The sequence below is a fragment of the Streptomyces sp. NPDC127129 genome, assembly GCF_042671585.1.
In the GTDB taxonomy this organism is placed as follows: domain Bacteria; phylum Actinomycetota; class Actinomycetes; order Streptomycetales; family Streptomycetaceae; genus Streptomyces.
In genome coordinates, this window is the sequence record NZ_JBHXTV010000010.1 from 94,579 (window position 1) to 109,194 (window position 14,616).

General features: G+C 72.2%; 17 protein-coding genes and 1 riboswitch. Of the genes, 7 read left to right on the forward strand and 10 right to left on the reverse strand.

The features are described 5' to 3' along the window. Positions 1-83: 83 nt before the first annotated feature. Positions 84-2,306 (reverse strand): catalase/peroxidase HPI, encoded by a 2,223-nt coding sequence (gene katG, locus ACFVGW_RS20385; protein ID WP_383226890.1) that lies wholly within the window; start codon positions 2,304-2,306, stop codon positions 84-86. Between the two features lie 230 nt (positions 2,307-2,536). Here katG and ACFVGW_RS20390 point away from each other — a divergent pair, with 230 nt between their 5' ends. The 4 genes from ACFVGW_RS20390 (at position 2,537) to ACFVGW_RS20405 (ending at position 4,532) form a co-directional block, all read left to right on the forward strand. Then, positions 2,537-2,947 carry a Fur family transcriptional regulator gene (locus tag ACFVGW_RS20390; RefSeq protein WP_383170653.1) on the forward strand — a complete coding sequence of 137 codons (411 nt, stop codon included), beginning with the start codon at positions 2,537-2,539 and terminating at the stop codon, positions 2,945-2,947. Between the two features lie 76 nt (positions 2,948-3,023). Continuing rightward, a complete protein-coding gene (locus ACFVGW_RS20395; protein WP_385852961.1) occupies positions 3,024-3,839 on the forward strand; it encodes a hypothetical protein in 816 nt (271 codons plus the stop codon). A gap of 82 nt (positions 3,840-3,921) precedes the next feature. Further along, entirely contained in the window at positions 3,922-4,164 is a 243-nt protein-coding gene (locus ACFVGW_RS20400; RefSeq protein WP_352191017.1) for an antitoxin, read from the forward strand. Continuing rightward, positions 4,161-4,532, forward strand: coding sequence for a fic family toxin-antitoxin system, toxin component (locus ACFVGW_RS20405; RefSeq protein WP_352191016.1), 372 nt, complete (start codon positions 4,161-4,163; stop codon positions 4,530-4,532). Before ACFVGW_RS20400 ends, ACFVGW_RS20405 begins: the two co-directional genes overlap by 4 nt. A 12-nt stretch (positions 4,533-4,544) precedes the next feature. Here ACFVGW_RS20405 and ACFVGW_RS20410 read toward each other — a convergent pair whose 3' ends face one another. From ACFVGW_RS20410 to bioB, 5 genes are all read right to left on the reverse strand, one after another. Then, positions 4,545-5,210, reverse strand: coding sequence for a class I SAM-dependent methyltransferase (locus ACFVGW_RS20410; RefSeq protein WP_385852962.1), 666 nt, complete (start codon positions 5,208-5,210; stop codon positions 4,545-4,547). Between the two features lie 71 nt (positions 5,211-5,281). Further along, the gene (locus ACFVGW_RS20415; protein ID WP_383226898.1) at positions 5,282-5,626 is read right to left on the reverse strand and encodes a VOC family protein; all 345 of its coding nucleotides are present in this window, start codon (positions 5,624-5,626) and stop codon (positions 5,282-5,284) included. Positions 5,627-5,644: 18 nt separating this feature from the next. Continuing rightward, positions 5,645-6,343: a dethiobiotin synthase gene (gene bioD, locus ACFVGW_RS20420; RefSeq protein WP_385852963.1), complete on the reverse strand. Its 699-nt coding sequence runs from the start codon at positions 6,341-6,343 to the stop codon at positions 5,645-5,647. A gap of 182 nt (positions 6,344-6,525) precedes the next feature. Further along, positions 6,526-7,806 (reverse strand): adenosylmethionine--8-amino-7-oxononanoate transaminase, encoded by a 1,281-nt coding sequence (locus tag ACFVGW_RS20425; protein ID WP_385852964.1) that lies wholly within the window; start codon positions 7,804-7,806, stop codon positions 6,526-6,528. Next, positions 7,799-9,094: a biotin synthase BioB gene (gene bioB / locus ACFVGW_RS20430; protein WP_385852965.1), complete on the reverse strand. Its 1,296-nt coding sequence runs from the start codon at positions 9,092-9,094 to the stop codon at positions 7,799-7,801. The genes ACFVGW_RS20425 and bioB overlap by 8 nt, the downstream gene beginning before the upstream one ends. A gap of 144 nt (positions 9,095-9,238) precedes the next feature. On the opposite strand from bioB, the gene ACFVGW_RS20435 reads away from it, so the two are divergent. Next, on the forward strand, positions 9,239-10,405 hold the full coding sequence (locus tag ACFVGW_RS20435) for an 8-amino-7-oxononanoate synthase (RefSeq protein ID WP_385852966.1): 1,167 nt from the start codon (positions 9,239-9,241) through the stop codon (positions 10,403-10,405). A 158-nt stretch (positions 10,406-10,563) separates the two neighbouring features. Next, the gene (locus ACFVGW_RS20440; protein ID WP_385852967.1) at positions 10,564-11,022 is read left to right on the forward strand and encodes an ATP-binding protein; all 459 of its coding nucleotides are present in this window, start codon (positions 10,564-10,566) and stop codon (positions 11,020-11,022) included. 132 nt (positions 11,023-11,154) lie between these two features. On the opposite strand, the gene ACFVGW_RS20445 is transcribed toward ACFVGW_RS20440, so the two are convergent. The 3 genes from ACFVGW_RS20445 to ACFVGW_RS20455 form a co-directional block, all read right to left on the reverse strand. Continuing rightward, complete coding sequence (locus ACFVGW_RS20445; RefSeq protein WP_385852968.1) at positions 11,155-11,631, reverse strand: C40 family peptidase; 477 nt, start codon at positions 11,629-11,631, stop codon at positions 11,155-11,157. Between the two features lie 3 nt (positions 11,632-11,634). After that, positions 11,635-11,832, reverse strand: a riboswitch (cyclic di-AMP (ydaO/yuaA leader). Between the two features lie 314 nt (positions 11,833-12,146). Continuing rightward, positions 12,147-12,452 carry a hypothetical protein gene (locus ACFVGW_RS20450; protein ID WP_352191007.1) on the reverse strand — a complete coding sequence of 102 codons (306 nt, stop codon included), beginning with the start codon at positions 12,450-12,452 and terminating at the stop codon, positions 12,147-12,149. Positions 12,453-12,459: 7 nt separating this feature from the next. Continuing rightward, positions 12,460-13,083, reverse strand: coding sequence for a ClpP family protease (locus tag ACFVGW_RS20455; RefSeq protein ID WP_383309120.1), 624 nt, complete (start codon positions 13,081-13,083; stop codon positions 12,460-12,462). A gap of 54 nt (positions 13,084-13,137) precedes the next feature. On the opposite strand from ACFVGW_RS20455, the gene ACFVGW_RS20460 reads away from it, so the two are divergent. After that, a complete protein-coding gene (locus ACFVGW_RS20460) occupies positions 13,138-13,422 on the forward strand; it encodes a type II toxin-antitoxin system Phd/YefM family antitoxin (RefSeq protein ID WP_385852969.1) in 285 nt (94 codons plus the stop codon). Between the two features lie 119 nt (positions 13,423-13,541). Here ACFVGW_RS20460 and ACFVGW_RS20465 read toward each other — a convergent pair whose 3' ends face one another. Continuing rightward, positions 13,542-14,537, reverse strand: a complete 996-nt coding sequence (locus ACFVGW_RS20465; RefSeq protein ID WP_385852970.1) for an ABC transporter permease — start codon at positions 14,535-14,537, stop codon at positions 13,542-13,544. Positions 14,538-14,616: the final 79 nt, after the last annotated feature.

The following is a 14,616-nucleotide window of genomic DNA, read 5'->3' on the forward strand; positions in this document are numbered from 1 at the left end:
CGCGGCTTCAGGGCCCGGGCCCGTGAGTAAGGGACTACGGGACTACGGGGCTCCGGGTCCCTGGCCGGGCTCCGCGGCTCTCGTCAGACGAGGTCGAAGCGGTCCAGCTCCATGACCTTGGTCCACGCGGCGACGAAGTCGTTCACGAACTTCGCCTTCGCGTCGGCGCTCGCGTAGACCTCGGCGAGCGCGCGCAGCTCGGAGTTCGAGCCGAAGACCAGGTCGGCACGGGTGCCGGTCCACTTGACCTCGCCCGTGGCGAGGTCGCGGCCCTCGAACTCGTCCTGCGCCGAGGACGTCGACTTCCACGCCGTGCCCAGGTCGAGCAGGTTGAGGAAGAAGTCGTTGGAGAGCGTGCCCGGGCGGTCGGTGAGGACACCGTGCCTGGACTGGCCCGCGTTGGCGCCCAGGACGCGCAGACCACCGACGAGGACCGTCATCTCGGGCGCGCTGAGGGTCAGCAGGTTCGCCTTGTCGACCAGCAGGTACTCGGCGGGCAGACGGTTGCCCTTGCCCGCGTAGTTGCGGAAGCCGTCGGCGGTGGGCTCGAGCGCGGCGAACGACTCGACGTCCGTCTGCTCCTGCGCGGCGTCGACGCGGCCCGGCGTGAACGGCACCTCGACGTCGAAGCCGCCGTCCGCCGCCGCCTTCTCGACGGCCGCGGAGCCCGCGAGCACGATCAGGTCGGCCAGCGAGACCTGCTTGCCGCCCGCGGCGTTGAAGGACGACTGGATGCCTTCGAGCGTACGCAGCACCTGCGCCAGCTCGTCCGGGTTGTTGACCTCCCAGTTGCGCTGCGGCTCCAGACGGATGCGGGCGCCGTTGGCGCCGCCCCGCTTGTCGCTGCCGCGGAAGGAGGAGGCGGCGGCCCAGGCGGCGGAGACCAGCTGGGTGACCGTGAGGTCCGAGCCGAGGACCTGCTCCTTGAGGGAGGCGATGTCCGCGGCGTCGATCAGCTCGCCCTCGCGCGCCGGCAGCGGGTCCTGCCACAGCAGCGTCTCGGACGGGACCTCGGCGCCGAGGTAGCGCACGACCGGGCCCAGGTCACGGTGGGTCAGCTTGAACCAGGCGCGGGCGAAGGCGTCCGTGAACTCCGCCGGGTTCTCGTAGAAGCGCCGCGAGATCTGCTCGTAGACCGGGTCGAAGCGGAGCGACAGGTCCGTGGTGAGCATCGTCGGGAGGTGCTTCTTCGACGCGTCGTGGGCGTCGGGGATGATCGCCTCGGCGTTCTTCGCCACCCACTGGTGAGCGCCGGCCGGGCTCTTCGAGAGCTCGTACTCGTACTCGAAGAGGTGCTTGAAGAAGTCGTGGCCCCACTGCGCGGGCGTGGTGGTCCAGGTGACCTCCAGACCACTGGTGATCGCGTCGGCGCCCTTGCCGGTGCCGTACGTGTTCGCCCAGCCGAGGCCCTGGGCCTCGAGCGGCGCGGCCTCGGGGTCGTCGCCGACGTTGTCCGCCGGGCCGGCGCCGTGGGCCTTGCCGAAGGTGTGGCCACCGGCGATGAGGGCGACGGTCTCCTCGTCGTTCATCGCCATGCGGCGGAACGTCTCACGGATGTCGCGGGCCGCGGCGATCGGGTCCGGGTTGCCGTTGGGGCCCTCGGGGTTGACGTAGATGAGGCCCATCTGGACCGCGCCGAGCGGGCTCTCCAGCTCGCGGTCACCGGTGTAGCGCTCGTCGCCGAGCCAGGTGGTCTCGGGGCCCCAGTACACGTCCTCGTCGGGCTCCCACACGTCGGCGCGGCCGCCGGCGAAGCCGAAGGTCTCGAAGCCCATCGTCTCCAGGGCGACGTTGCCGGTGAGGATCATGAGGTCGGCCCAGGAGATGGACTGGCCGTACTTCTGCTTGACCGGCCACAGCAGGCGGCGGGCCTTGTCGAGGTTGCCGTTGTCCGGCCAGCTGTTGAGCGGCGCGAAGCGCTGCTGACCGGTGCCGCCGCCACCGCGGCCGTCGCTGATGCGGTACGTACCGGCGCTGTGCCAGGCCATACGGACCATGAGCGGGCCGTAGTGGCCGAAGTCGGCGGGCCACCAGTCCTGCGAGGTGGTGAGCACCTCCGCGATGTCCTGCTTCACGGCCGCCAGGTCGAGGGCCTTGAAGGCCTCGGCGTAGTCGAACTCCTCGCCGAGCGGGTTCGCCACGGCGGGGTTCTTGGCGAGGATCTTCAGATTGAGCCGCTCCGGCCACCACTGGCGGTTTCCGCCGCCCTGCGTGGGGTGCGCGGCACGCGCGGTGTGCGCGACCGGGCAGCCACCCGCGCCCTCCGCTTTCGCGTCGGTGACGACTGCATCGTGGTTCTCGGACATGGGAATCCTTCCGGACGGGGCGGATCGCGGTGCTCAGCCGGGGCGGCCCGGGTGAGCGGTCGTGTCGCCCGTCCGGAGCCATGTTGTGCCTTGGCTATTGCCGGAATCGATCCTACGATAGACAGAGTCCAAGTCAAGAAGCGCGCCAATCCTCTACCCCCTCGGAACCCTGGCGCCCCTGGGTGAACGTCGCGTGTCCCGCCGAAGTCCGAGCTGAATGGGTGAACCGAATGAGCGACCTGCTGGAGCGGCTGCGAGGACGTGGCTGGCGCATGACCTCCCAGCGGCGTGTCGTCGCCGAGGTTCTCGACGGTGACCATGTGCACCTCACGGCCGACGAGGTGCACGTCCGCGCCGCGGAGCGGCTGCCCGAGATCTCCCGGGCGACGGTCTACAACACGCTCGGCGAGCTGGTCTCCCTCGGCGAGGTCGCCGAGGTCTCCACCGACGGCCGGGCCAAGCGCTACGACCCCAACGCGCGCCACCCGCACCAGCACCTGGTGTGCTCCCGCTGCGGCACCATCCGCGACGTCCACCCGACCGGGGACCCGCTGGCCGACCTCCCGGTGGGGGAGCGGTTCGGCTTCGCGGTGGCCGCGGCGGAGGTCACCTACCGAGGACTCTGCCCCTCCTGCGCGTAGCAGGCCGGGTGGCCGCTGCGGAGCACGGTGACCGCCGCGGAGCATGGGCGCTCCGTCCGCAGGGAATCACGGCTGGGTGAAGTCAACGGGGTACGGGCGGGGTTGGTACCGCGGGCGGCTGCCCTTCTGGTTACGGGGGCTGGTCGTCCTCGCGGCCGGATGGGGAGTCCTGCTCTGCGGTCAGCAGGTTGCCGAAGGGTACGGAGCGACCATGGCGTACCGCGACGCGCCGGTCTGCGAGTCGGGGAGCGGGAACGGTTCCGAGGACGATGCGTGCGTGCGGCGCGTGGGGGCCACGGTGCTCGACCGTCGGACGGGCGAGCACTGCACCACCAACGGTACGAGCGGAGGAACCAGCGGGGGCGTCACGACGATCGGCGGGGGCGGCGGCATGGCCACCGCCGGCGGCAGCACGGGTGGTGTGGTGGCCGGCGGAGTGTCCACCGGCGGCGGAGGCGGTACGACGTGCACGACGTACCACGACGTCGAGGTGGAGTGGCCCGGCCGCAGCGCCTGGCTGGCGGTGGGCTCGGCGACGTACGACGACGTCAAGGCGGGGGACCGCGCCGAAGTCCGGTTGTGGCGGGACGAGGCCGTGGGGCTGAAGGTGGCCGGCCGCACCCATTCCTACGCGCCCTCCTCGCAGAGCGGGGTCTCGTGGTGGCTCGCACTGGGCTGCCTGATCCTGGCGGCGGGCGCGTGGGGAGTGGTCAGCGGACGGCTCTCGGGGCTCCTCGCCTTCCCCAACTTCGGCTGGCTCTTCGTGGCCGCAGGGGTCGGCTGGCTCGGTGCGATGGCGTTGTTCGGCGGACACCTTCTGGTCTGGGGCTTCGCGATCGCATGGACGGGGTTCGCGGTCTTCTGGGTCGTGGGCGCCTGGCGGGACGGGTGACGACGCGCCGCCCCCGGGCGCGGGCACGTCCCGCGGGCGGTTCCCCTTGTCGCTGCTAGCGCGTCGGCGCTAGCGTGGTCGTGTGGCCAAGACTCAGCTGAACGTACGCGTGGACGAGAACACCGCCGACACCGCGCGCCGACGGGCGCAGCAGCGCGGCATGAGCGTCAACCGCTACATCGAGGAACTCGTCCAGCAGGACGCGGGGGAGTCGGGGCGCGCCTTCGTCGAGGCGGCGGCCGACTTCATGAAGCAGTACGAGGCCGTGTTCGCCGAGGAGTTCGGGACGGAGCGCGACCGCACCGCACGCGACCGCACCGCATGAGCCTCGCGGTCGACCTCTCCTGGCTGCTCATGGTGGCCGAACACCAGACGCCCGGCGACCCCCAGGTCACCGACTGGGGAGCGCTCGTCGCCGCCGTCGGCCGGCACGACGCCGAGATCTTCGGCGTGCCCGTCTACAGCGACCCGCACGCCCGCGCCGCGGCGCTCCTCCAACTTCTGTTGCACGTACCGGCGTTGGAGCACTCCAACGCCATGTTCGCCTCCGCCGTGGCCTACGGCTACCTGGTCGCCAGCGGCCTGAAGGTCGTCACCTCGCCCGAACAGGTGCGGGATCTGGCCCGCCTGGTGAAGAAGGGCGAGGCCGACGTGCGCGCCATCGCGGACGAGCTGCGCCAGTGGAGCCGCTGAGCCGACGGCCCCTCAGGCCCTGCGCGCCGTGCCCAGCACGCAGAAGGAGGAGGGGAGCCGGGGCCCGTTCTCCGGAACCTGGAAGTGACGGAAGGTGACGAGGTCAAAGCCCGCCGCCTCGATCGCCGCCAGCGGGTCACGGGCCGTGTGGCAGCCCCCGAACATCCGCGGCCACACCGTGCGGTCCAGGGCGCGCTGGGTCCGCGCCATCCCTGGTGTGGGTGCCAACCCGTGCTCGAAGAAGCGGAGTTCGCCACCCGGGCGCAGGACGCGGTGCAGCTCGGCCAGTGCCCGGTGCACATCCCGTACGGTGCACAGCACCAGCGACGCGACCGCCGCGTCGTAGGCCTCGCTCTTCACCGGCAGCGCCTCCGCCGCGCCGGGGACGACGTCCACCGGCACGTCGGCGCGGAGCGCCGCCTCCGCCGCCAACTGCCTTAGATGGCGCTCCGGTTCGATGGCCACCACCTCGGACACGGCGCCGGGGTAGTGCGCGAAGTTGAGCCCGTTCCCGGCGCCGATCTCGATGACCCGGCCGGACAGGCCCGTGAGCAGCTCCGAACGAAGGGCGCCGATACCGCCCTTCGTGTCGGCGGAGACGCTGAACCGCGCGTAGAAGCGCGCGAAGAGGGGATGGTGGACGGCATCCCGGGGGACCCGGGTGGAACGCGAGGACATCGCGGACCTCCTCCGACGCTCGACGTCGCAGACGTGGACGGACGGAAGGATTCTGCCCCCTGCCGCCCTTCTCAGCCCGACACGAAGCAGAACTCGTTGCCCTCGGGGTCACGCATCACCTGAAAAGCCCCTTGCGGATCGGTGACCACACCGCCGACCCGGGACGCGCCGAGGGCGGTCGCCTCGTCCGCCGCCGCGTCCAGCCCGGGCGCCTCCAGATCCAGATGGAGCCGGTTCTTCACGACCTTGCCCTCGGGGACCTGCTGGAAGGCGATCCGTACGAACCCGGGAGGCTCGACGTACGACCAGTCGGGGCCCCGGTCGACCGGATCCCCGCCGAGGAGCGCGGCCCAGAACCGCACCAGACGCGCCGGATCGGCGCAGTCGAAAACGATCTCCGAAACGTGTGCGCGCATGGATCCAGCCTACGGAGGTCAGAGCGCGTCGGCGCCCCAGGACCCACCGAGCGCCGGGGCCAGCCACGTGCCCGCACGCGCCCGGAACTCCGCCGGGTCCAGCGCGCCCGCACCCTCCGGCACGGCTCCGAGGAGCGGCGCCCCGGCCATCTCCGGCAGCTCGGCCACGTTGCAGCGCGAGGCCAGGTCCGGTTCGGCCGGCCAACTGCCGATCACCACGCCCAGCTGCTCGATGCCGCGTGCCGCGAGCGCCTCGGCGGTCAGCTGGGTCGTGTTGAGCGTGCCGAGCCCCGCCGGTGTCACGACCAGTACCGGTGCGCCGAGGAGACGGGCCGCGTCGGCCAGCGTGCCGCCCTCCTCGTCGAAGCGGACGAGCAGCCCGCCCGCGCCCTCGACGAGCACCAGATCGTGCTCGGCGGCCAGCTTCGCAGCCGCCTCGGCGACCTCCCGGGGCCCGACCGGTGCCATCCCGGCCCGCCGGGCCGCCGTGGCGGGCGCCAACGGCTCGGGGAAGCGGGCCAGTTCCTCGGAGACCGCCGCGCCGGAAAGCCGTACGACCTCGTCCGCGTCCCCCCGCTCACCGGGCTCCAGTCCGGTCTGTGCCGGCTTGAGCACGGCGACCGACCGCCCCTGCGCGACGGCCACGGCGGCCACCGCTGCGGTCACGATCGTCTTGCCGATCTCCGTCCCCGTACCGCTGACGACGATGACGGTCATGGTGTGTCGATTCCTCTCCTGGGCCCCGCGCCCGCACGGCCGCGGGGGATCTGGTGCGCCGGCCCTCACCCGGGCTTCCGAAGGCCCGGGCACGGGCCGGCCGCCCGGAGCGCCGGGCCCGCGCCGCCCCGCGAAGGACGGCCCGGGCCGGCTTCCGGCTCTCTTCGGTGCCGCTCCGGCCGTCAGCCCGCCGCCGCGGCCGCGCACGCCGCGGCGCAGATACGGGCGAGGTCGTCGTCGCCCGTGACGAACGGCGGCATCGTGTAGATCAGGTCGCGGAAGGGGCGCAGCCAGACGCCCGCGCGGACCGCCGCCTCCGTCGCCGCGGCCATGTCGACGTCGTGGTCCAGCTGGACGACGCCGATCGCGCCCAGCACCCGTACCTCCCGCACACCGGGCAGCGCGGCCGCCTCGGCGAGGCCCTCGCGCAGACCCGTCTCGATCCGCTTGACCTCCTGCGCCCAGTCCTGGGACAGCAGCAGGTCGATGGAGGCGCAGGCCACCGCGGAGGCCAGCGGATTGCCCATGAACGTCGGGCCGTGCGCGAGCACCGGAACCTCGCCGCGCGAGATCCCCTCGGCGATCCGTGTCGTGCACAGCGTCGCCGCCATCGACAGATACCCGCCGGTCAGCGCCTTGCCCACACACATCACGTCGGGCGAGATCCCCGCGTGGCCGGCGCCGAACAGCGTGCCCGTGCGGCCGAACCCGGTCGCGATCTCGTCGAAGATCAGGAGCACCCCGTGCTCGTCGCACGCCTCGCGGAGCACACGCAGGTACTCGGGCGAGTGGAACCGCATCCCGCCCGCGTTCTGCACCACCGGCTCCACGATCACCGCGGCGACCTCGTCCGCGTGCAGCGCGATCTGCTCGCGCAGCATGTCGGCGTACGACTCCTCGTACGCGGTCGGCGGCGCGTCCACGAAGACCTGGCGCTGGAGCACGCCCGACCACAGCTGGTGCATCCCGCCCTCGGGGTCGCACAGCGACATCGGCTGCCAGGTGTCCCCGTGGTACCCGCCGCGCCAGGTCATCAGGAGCTGCTTGCCGGGCTTGCCCACCGAGCGCCAGTACTGCAGGCACATCTTCGCCGCGACCTCGACGGAGACCGAGCCGGAGTCGCTGAGGAAGACGTGCTGGAGCGGCTCGGGCGTGATCTCCACCAGCCGCGTGGCGAGCCGGACGGCCGGCTCGTGGGTGAGCCCGCCGAACATGACGTGGCTCATCCTGTCCAGCTGACCGTGCGCCGCCTCGTTGAGCACCGGGTGGTTGTAGCCGTGGATGGCGGACCACCACGAGGACATGCCGTCGATCAACTCGTCCTGTCCGTGGACGGGTTCGGCGAGCTGGAGCCGTACCCCGGACGCGGAGGCGACGACCATCGGGTCCGTACGGCCCGGCATGGGGCCGTACGGATGCCAGACGTGCGCCCGGTCGAGGGCGAGCAGTTCCTCGTTACGCATTCGGCGCGAACTCCGTCCCGGCGCCGCGACGGCGTACCGCCACCAGGTCCGTACGGGCCCCCGGCGCACCCTCGGCGGCGGGCTCCGCCTCCGTGGACTCCTCCGGTACGGCCGCCGGCGCGTGGCCGCCGCACGGACCGCAGCCGCCGCCCGCCTCGGCGTGCGAGCCACAGCCCGCCGGCGCCGACCCGGACCCCGACGGGCCGCAGCCGCCCGACGCGTGCGAGCCGCACCCGCCGGCCGTACCCGCGGCGGCCGCCGCACCCGCCTCCGCGAGCGCGTCCGCACGGTGCTTCGGCAGCGTCGTGGTGCCCGCGCCCTCCACCTCGAAGCCGGCGTCCGCGATCATGTCGAGGTCCGCCTTGCCGGCCTGGCCCTCGCTGGTCAGGTAGTCGCCGAGGAAGATCGAGTTCGCGATGTTCAGCGCGAGCGGCTGCATCGAGCGCAGGTGCACCTCGCGCCCGCCCGCGATCCGGACCTCCACGTCGGGGCAGACGAACCGCACCATCGCGAGGATCCGCAGACAGCGCTGCGGGGTGAGGTTCCACTCCTTCGCGAGCGGCGTGCCCTCGAACGGGATCAGGAAGTTCACCGGCACCGAGTCCGAGTCCAGCTCGCGCAGCGCGTAGACGACGTCGACCAGGTCCTCGTCGCTCTCGCCCATGCCCGCGATCAGACCGGAGCAGGCCGACAGACCGGCGGCGTGCGCCTTCTGCACGGTGTCCACCCGGTCCTGGTACGTGTGGGTGGTGGTGATCTCCCCGTACGTCTCCTCGGACGTGTTCAGATTGTGGTTGTACGCGTCGGCGCCCGCCGCGCGCAGCCGCTCCGCCTGGCCGTCGGAGAGCAGGCCGAGGCACGCGCAGACCTCTACGCCCTCGTTCTGCTCCTTGATCGCCTCGATCGTCTTGCCGACGCGGTCCACGTCCCGGTCCGTCGGCCCCCGGCCGCTCGCCACCAGGCAGACCCGCTTGGCCCCGCCCGCGACACCGGCGGCGGCCGCCTGGGACGCCTCGTCCGGCTTCAGCCAGCCGTACTTCAGGATCCCGGCCGTCGAGCCGAGCCGCTGCGAACAGTACGAGCAGTCCTCGGGACACAGCCCCGACTTCAGATTGACCAGATAGTTCAGCTTCACGCGCCGCCCGAACCACTGACGACGCACCTTGCCGGCGGCGGCCACCACATCGAGGAGTTCGTCGTCGGAGGTCGCCAGTACGGCGAGCGCTTCTTCACGGCTCGGCAGCTCGCGCCGCAGCCCCTTGTCCACCAGCGTGTTCAGCAGGTCCATAAAGGGTGATCCTCGCCTACGGCACACCTCGCGGCCAAGGAGGATCTGAACAAACGAGCCCGATTGAGGTGTGTGCATGGCCACACCCTGTCCCTGGCCGCGGGCGGTTAGGGTCTGTGCGCTGCCTACAAAAGGATCTGCCCCATGCACCGGGACGAGGACACCCGCCGGACCCCGTTCGACTGGACCGACGCGGAGGCGCGCCGCCGTGCGGAGGCGGGTCTCGTCCGCACGCTCCGGCCGCGGGCCGCCGAGTCGGATCTGCTCGACCTGGCGAGCAACGACTACCTCGGACTGACCCACCGCCCGGAGGTCACGGAGGCGGCCGCCGAGGCCGCCCGCCGGTGGGGCGCCGGCTCCACCGGCTCCCGTCTCGTCACCGGCACCACCCGGCTGCACACCCGCCTGGAGCGCGAACTCGCCGACTTCTGCGGTTTCGAGGCGGCTCTCGTCTTCTCCTCCGGCTACACCGCCAATCTCGCCGCGCTCACCGCGCTCAGCGGCCGGGACGCGCTGATCGTCTCCGACGCGGGCAACCACGCCTCGATCGTCGACGGCTGCAGGCTCTCGCGCGCCGAGACGGCGGTGGTCCCGCACGCCGACCCCGAGGCCGTACGCAAGACCCTCCAGGCCCACCCGGAGCGCCGGACCCTCGTGGTCTCCGACTCCGTCTTCTCCGTGGACGGCGACCAGGCCCCGCTGGCCGAGCTGGCGGAGGCCTGCCGCGCCCACGGCGCCGGGCTCGTCGTGGACGACGCCCACGGTCTGGGCGTGCTCGGCGACGGCGGGCGGGGCGGACTGCACGCCGCCGGTCTCTCCGGCGACCCGGACGTCGTCGCCACCGTCACCCTCTCCAAGTCGCTCGGCAGCCAGGGCGGAGCCGTCCTCGGCCCCGCCCGCGTGATCGAGCACCTGGTCAACGCGGCCCGTACGTTCATCTTCGACACCGGCCTCGCCCCGGCCGCCGCGGGCGCCGCCCTGGCGAGCCTTCGGCTGATCCAGGGCGATCCCGGCCTCGCCGAGCGCGCCAGGACCGTCGCCACCACGCTGCACGGGATGGTCACGGCGGCCGGTCTGACCGCCGTGCGCCCGGAGGCGGCCGTCGTCTCGGTCCGTGCCCCCTCGCCCGAGGCGGCGCTGCGGTGGGCCGCCGACTGCCGCGATCAGGGGCTCGTCGTCGGCTGCTTCCGTCCGCCGTCCGTGCCGGACGGTGTCTCGCGGCTGCGGCTCACGGCCCGCGCGGACCTGACGGACGCGCAGATCGAGCAGGCCGTCGCCACGATCGTGCGGACAGCACCTCCGATCGCCTGACCGCAGCCCAAATACGGTCTCTCGTAGCAGAGTTCACCGCTTCGAGCGACAAATATGCACATATCTTGGTGGATCGCCATACGGGACGGCACCATCGGTGGCACTCTGACGCGTAGCGCAATCCGGGCCGGGCCCGGTGGGAAAGGGACAGCGTCGCCATGGCAGACCACCAGGAAGCAACCGTCACTCTGCCGAGCGATCCCGCCTCGGTGTCCGCCGCCCGAAGATATGTCGCCGACGTCCTGACCGGCTGGGGGCTCGCGGAGGCCGGGGGCACCGCCGACACCGTCCGGCTCATCGTCTCCGAACTGGCCACCAACGCGGTCCAGCACACCTTCGGGCAGTCGCCCACGTTCACCGTCGACGTCCGCCTGGAGCGCGAGGAGCAGCTCCACATCGGGGTCACCGACAGCCACCCCCGCTGGCCCAAGCGGCTTCCGGCGGCGGTGCAGCAGGACAACGGCCGGGGGATGGTCATCATCCGCTTCCTGGCGGCCGAGGCCGGCGGGCGGCTCTCCGTCACGCCGACCAGCGAGGGCGGCAAGACGGTCTGGATCAACCTTCCCTGGACCGCCTCGCCGGACCGGATGCTCGCGCCCCAGCCGGCCGGTTCCTGAGGACGAGCGGGTGCGGCGGCGCCACCGCACCCACTGGTCGTGTCAGCTCAGCTCACTCGCCGCACGGCACGCCCCGCTCCGGCGCGGTGTCGTCAGCGGATCCGGCACGGCGTAGGCGCACCCGGCGCGGCGTCAGCGCACCCGGCCGTAATACACCTTGGACGACCAGATCTTGTCGAGCTTCACCCAGGAGCCGGTCTTGGGCGAGTGCCAGATCTTGCCGCTACCCGCGTAGATCCCCACGTGGTAGACCCTTCCACCCGAATGGAAGAACACCAGGTCCCCCTTCTGGCGGCTGGAGGCCTTGATGTGCCGGGTCTTGTTGTACTGCTGCTGCGCGGTACGGGGCAGCGACTTGCCCGCCTTCTTGTACGAGTAGAGCGTGAGCCCCGAGCAGTCGAACCGGGTCGGTCCGGCCGCTCCGTACCTGTAGGGCGATCCCTTCTTGGAGGCGGCGACGTTCAGCGCCTTGCCGGCGTGCGACGTCGCCGCCTGGGCCTCCGGTGCGGCGCCCGGCGCCAGCATCGTGCCGCCGAGGGCGGCGAGGGTGAGAGCCGAGACGGCTCCGGCCCGGGACAGCATGGACGGGACATGAATCTGCGCACTCATGCGCAACCCTTCGTCAGCCGCCTGTGAAGGATGACCTGTCGGGTTCGGGCTGGCGAAGTTGCCCGGCCGCGGCTGCGGCTTCACCCCGAGGAACGGCCCCACTGGCCGGCCGTCCCGTACTGCTCGGGTCCTCCACTCCTGCCGATCCACTCCTGTCGACCAGACATCCGGGACAGCGGCAGGACTCGGCGTCCGCCCGGACCGCCCCGCCGCGGTGGCGGGGGCTTGTCGTCGTGAGGGATCTTGACCCACAACCAGGGCGAAATCCGAGTCGAAACGGCGTTATGTGAGGCTCCTCACGACTGATCCATTCGGGTGGACAGGCAGGTTTCGTGATCTTCGGAGGTTTTGCCGACGAGTCCCGGACCAGGGCTGGAACGTCCGATTCGGCCAGATGCGTACACCTGTTGTGCAACTCACCCCGCACATATGTCGATTCGTCGACTACGCCGAACGGGGGAGCGATTCTGCGGCTCCGCTGCTCCGAGTGGACCTCGACACGACACGCCTGAATGTCAACTCGTCGGAGCCTCCGGCACTGTGACCCGCTGCGCCCGGCGCTCCCCGTCCAACACCCGCAGCGCGCGGGCCAATGTCTCCGCGTGGACCTCCGCCTCCCCGCGGATATGCATCACCGTCAACGCGTCCCGGAGGGCGCTCGCCTTCCCCACCAGGGCCTGTGCCGCCCTCAGCGCCCCATAGGTATGCGCTCCCCTGGATGGATTGATCCGGCCCAGCAGGTCGACGACTTCGAGATACGCGTCGATGAACTCGCCCTCGGCGCGCGTCAGGGCGGGCAGCGGCGGCAGTTCGGGGACCATGACCGGCTCACCGCGTCCCGGCGCCGCCCGACGCCCCCCGGTTCTGGACCACGTGGTCCACCAGGCCGTACGCGGTGGCGGCCGGTGCGTCCAGGACGGTGACGCGGTCGATGTCGGCGTCGATCCGCTCGCGGCTCTGCCCGGTGTGGGCGACCAGGATGCCGGCCAGCATCGCGCGCAGCCGGACCAATTCCGCCGCCTGGATGGCGAGATCGCTCGGCTGCCCCTGCAACGGCTCGTCCGTCGCGGGCTGCTGGAGCACGACCCGGGCCCCGGGCAGCGCGAGCCGCTTGCCGGGGGCGCCGGCCGCGAGCAGTACGGCGGCGGTCGAGACGGCCTGCCCGAGGCAGGTGGTCTCCACGTCGCAGGTGACGATCTGCATCGTGTCGTAGATCGCCGACATGGCGCTGATCGAACCGCCGGGCGAGTTGATGTAGAGCGAGATGTCCCGGTCCGGGTCGGCGTACTCCAGGTGCAGAAGCTGCGCGATGACGTCGTTGGCCGAGGTCTCGTCGATCGGGGTGCCCAGGAAGACGATCCGCTCGTCGAGCAGCTTGGAGTACGGGTCGAGGGTCCGGGACCCGGAGCTCGTGCGCTCGGTGAACTCGGGCAGGACGTAGCGGGCGTGCATGCGGCGCCTCCTTGTAAAAAATGTACAGGACGTACAGGCCGTAAGATGAGGAGCATGGCCTACGAGATTCCGGTGACGCAAGCACGTGCAGAGCTCGCCGACCTGATCAACCGCGTGGTGTACGGCAACGAGCGCGTCGTCGTGACCCGGCACGGAAAGCCGCTCGTGGCCCTGGTCTCGGCCGCTGACCTGGACAGACTCGAATCGGAGCAGGAGGCCGCCGAGGACCTGGCGGTCAGCACGGTCTCCGAGGTGCGCCCGCTCCCGTCCGCTCCGGGTGAACAGGGCCGGTTCGGCATCGCGGCGCGCCATCGCGCCCCCGGTACTCCCGGCGCATGACGAAGCCGCGTGCCCCCGTCCGCTACAGCGGGGGCACGCGGCCGTATGAGAAGGCGTCGGCCCGGGCGGCGGTGCGGAGCGCCCTCGCGGGCGCCGGCCGGCGGGCGTCGCCGTGAGCGTCAGCCCACGGGCGCCGGTGAGGGTGCCGGCACGGGAGCGGGGGTGGCCGCCGCCGCGCCCGCGGTGCGGTCCCGCCGCCCGCCGAGCAGGACCGCGGCCAGGCCACCGGCCGCCCAGACGCCGAGGACCAGCAGCGCGGAGCCCGCGCCCGCACCGTCGAAGAAGGCGACCGAGCGCAGCGCGCTGCCGCCCGCGCCCGGCGGCAGCCACTGGCCGAGCGCGCCCGCCGGCGCGGGCAGCAGCTCCGGCGCGCTCGCCACACCGGAGAACGGGTTGCCCAGCAGGATCATCAGGAGCGCCCCGACGCCGATGCCCGCCCTGCCGATGAGCGCGGCCAGCCCCGCGATCGTCGCGCCGATCGCGAACACGGTCAGGCCGAGGACCCCGGCCTCCGCCCACCAGTCGCCCGTGAGCACGCCGAGCCAGCTGTGGGCGAGCGTCGCGCCGACGATCCCGGCGAGCGCGGCGGCGCCGAGCAGGGTCCCGGCCGCCCGGGCGCCGCGCAGGCCGAGGACCGTCGCCGCGATGCCGGATGCCGCGCCGGCCAGGATGAGCGGGAACAGGCCCGCTCCGAAGGCGCTGCCCCGGGGGTCGCCCGCCGGGGCCGGGACGACGTCGGTCACCTTGATCTGGGTGCCGGCCGGGGCCTGTGCGGCGACGGCCTCGCGCAGCAGCCCGGCGACGACCGGGCTCGCGGCGGACGCCGTCAGCAGTTCCGGTCCCTGCGGCGTGACGACCACCGCGCCGTATACGGCCCGGTCCTCGATCGCCGTACGGGCGGCGGCCTCGGAGTCGTACCGGTGCACCTCGAAGGCTCCGGCGTGCTCGGCGAGCCGTTCTTCCAGCGGGGCGGTGGCGGTGGCGGGACCCGCGACGCCGAGGGGCAGGTCGCGCGGGGCGATCCGGGCGGCGGGCCAGGCGAAGGCCCAGAGGGCCAGGGCCACGACGACCGGGATCAGCACCAGCACCGCGACGGTCTTGCGGGTGGCGGTCATGACACTCTCGATTCAAAGAGAAGGATCGTTCGTTTTACGGTGTCCTCACTGTCCCGCCGAGGTGCGCGCTTGTCAAGAA

Bases quoted from the DNA above. Each gene is read 5' to 3' on its own strand.
- ACFVGW_RS20435 (WP_385852966.1), top strand. From the start codon at position 9,239: ATGCACCGGGACGAGGACACCCGCCGGACCCCGTTCGACTGGACCGAC.
- ACFVGW_RS20450 (WP_352191007.1), bottom strand. From the start codon at position 12,452: ATGGTCCCCGAACTGCCGCCGCTGCCCGCCCTGACGCGCGCCGAGGGC.
- ACFVGW_RS20410 (WP_385852962.1), bottom strand. From the start codon at position 5,210: ATGTCCTCGCGTTCCACCCGGGTCCCCCGGGATGCCGTCCACCATCCC.
- ACFVGW_RS20440 (WP_385852967.1), top strand. From the start codon at position 10,564: ATGGCAGACCACCAGGAAGCAACCGTCACTCTGCCGAGCGATCCCGCC.
- ACFVGW_RS20445 (WP_385852968.1), bottom strand. From the start codon at position 11,631: ATGAGTGCGCAGATTCATGTCCCGTCCATGCTGTCCCGGGCCGGAGCC.
- bioD (WP_385852963.1), bottom strand. From the start codon at position 6,343: ATGACCGTCATCGTCGTCAGCGGTACGGGGACGGAGATCGGCAAGACG.
- ACFVGW_RS20465 (WP_385852970.1), bottom strand. From the start codon at position 14,537: ATGACCGCCACCCGCAAGACCGTCGCGGTGCTGGTGCTGATCCCGGTC.
- ACFVGW_RS20390 (WP_383170653.1), top strand. From the start codon at position 2,537: ATGAGCGACCTGCTGGAGCGGCTGCGAGGACGTGGCTGGCGCATGACC.
- ACFVGW_RS20455 (WP_383309120.1), bottom strand. From the start codon at position 13,083: ATGCACGCCCGCTACGTCCTGCCCGAGTTCACCGAGCGCACGAGCTCC.
- ACFVGW_RS20405 (WP_352191016.1), top strand. From the start codon at position 4,161: ATGAGCCTCGCGGTCGACCTCTCCTGGCTGCTCATGGTGGCCGAACAC.
- katG (WP_383226890.1), bottom strand. From the start codon at position 2,306: ATGTCCGAGAACCACGATGCAGTCGTCACCGACGCGAAAGCGGAGGGC.
- ACFVGW_RS20460 (WP_385852969.1), top strand. From the start codon at position 13,138: ATGGCCTACGAGATTCCGGTGACGCAAGCACGTGCAGAGCTCGCCGAC.
- ACFVGW_RS20415 (WP_383226898.1), bottom strand. From the start codon at position 5,626: ATGCGCGCACACGTTTCGGAGATCGTTTTCGACTGCGCCGATCCGGCG.
- bioB (WP_385852965.1), bottom strand. From the start codon at position 9,094: ATGGACCTGCTGAACACGCTGGTGGACAAGGGGCTGCGGCGCGAGCTG.
- ACFVGW_RS20425 (WP_385852964.1), bottom strand. From the start codon at position 7,806: ATGCGTAACGAGGAACTGCTCGCCCTCGACCGGGCGCACGTCTGGCAT.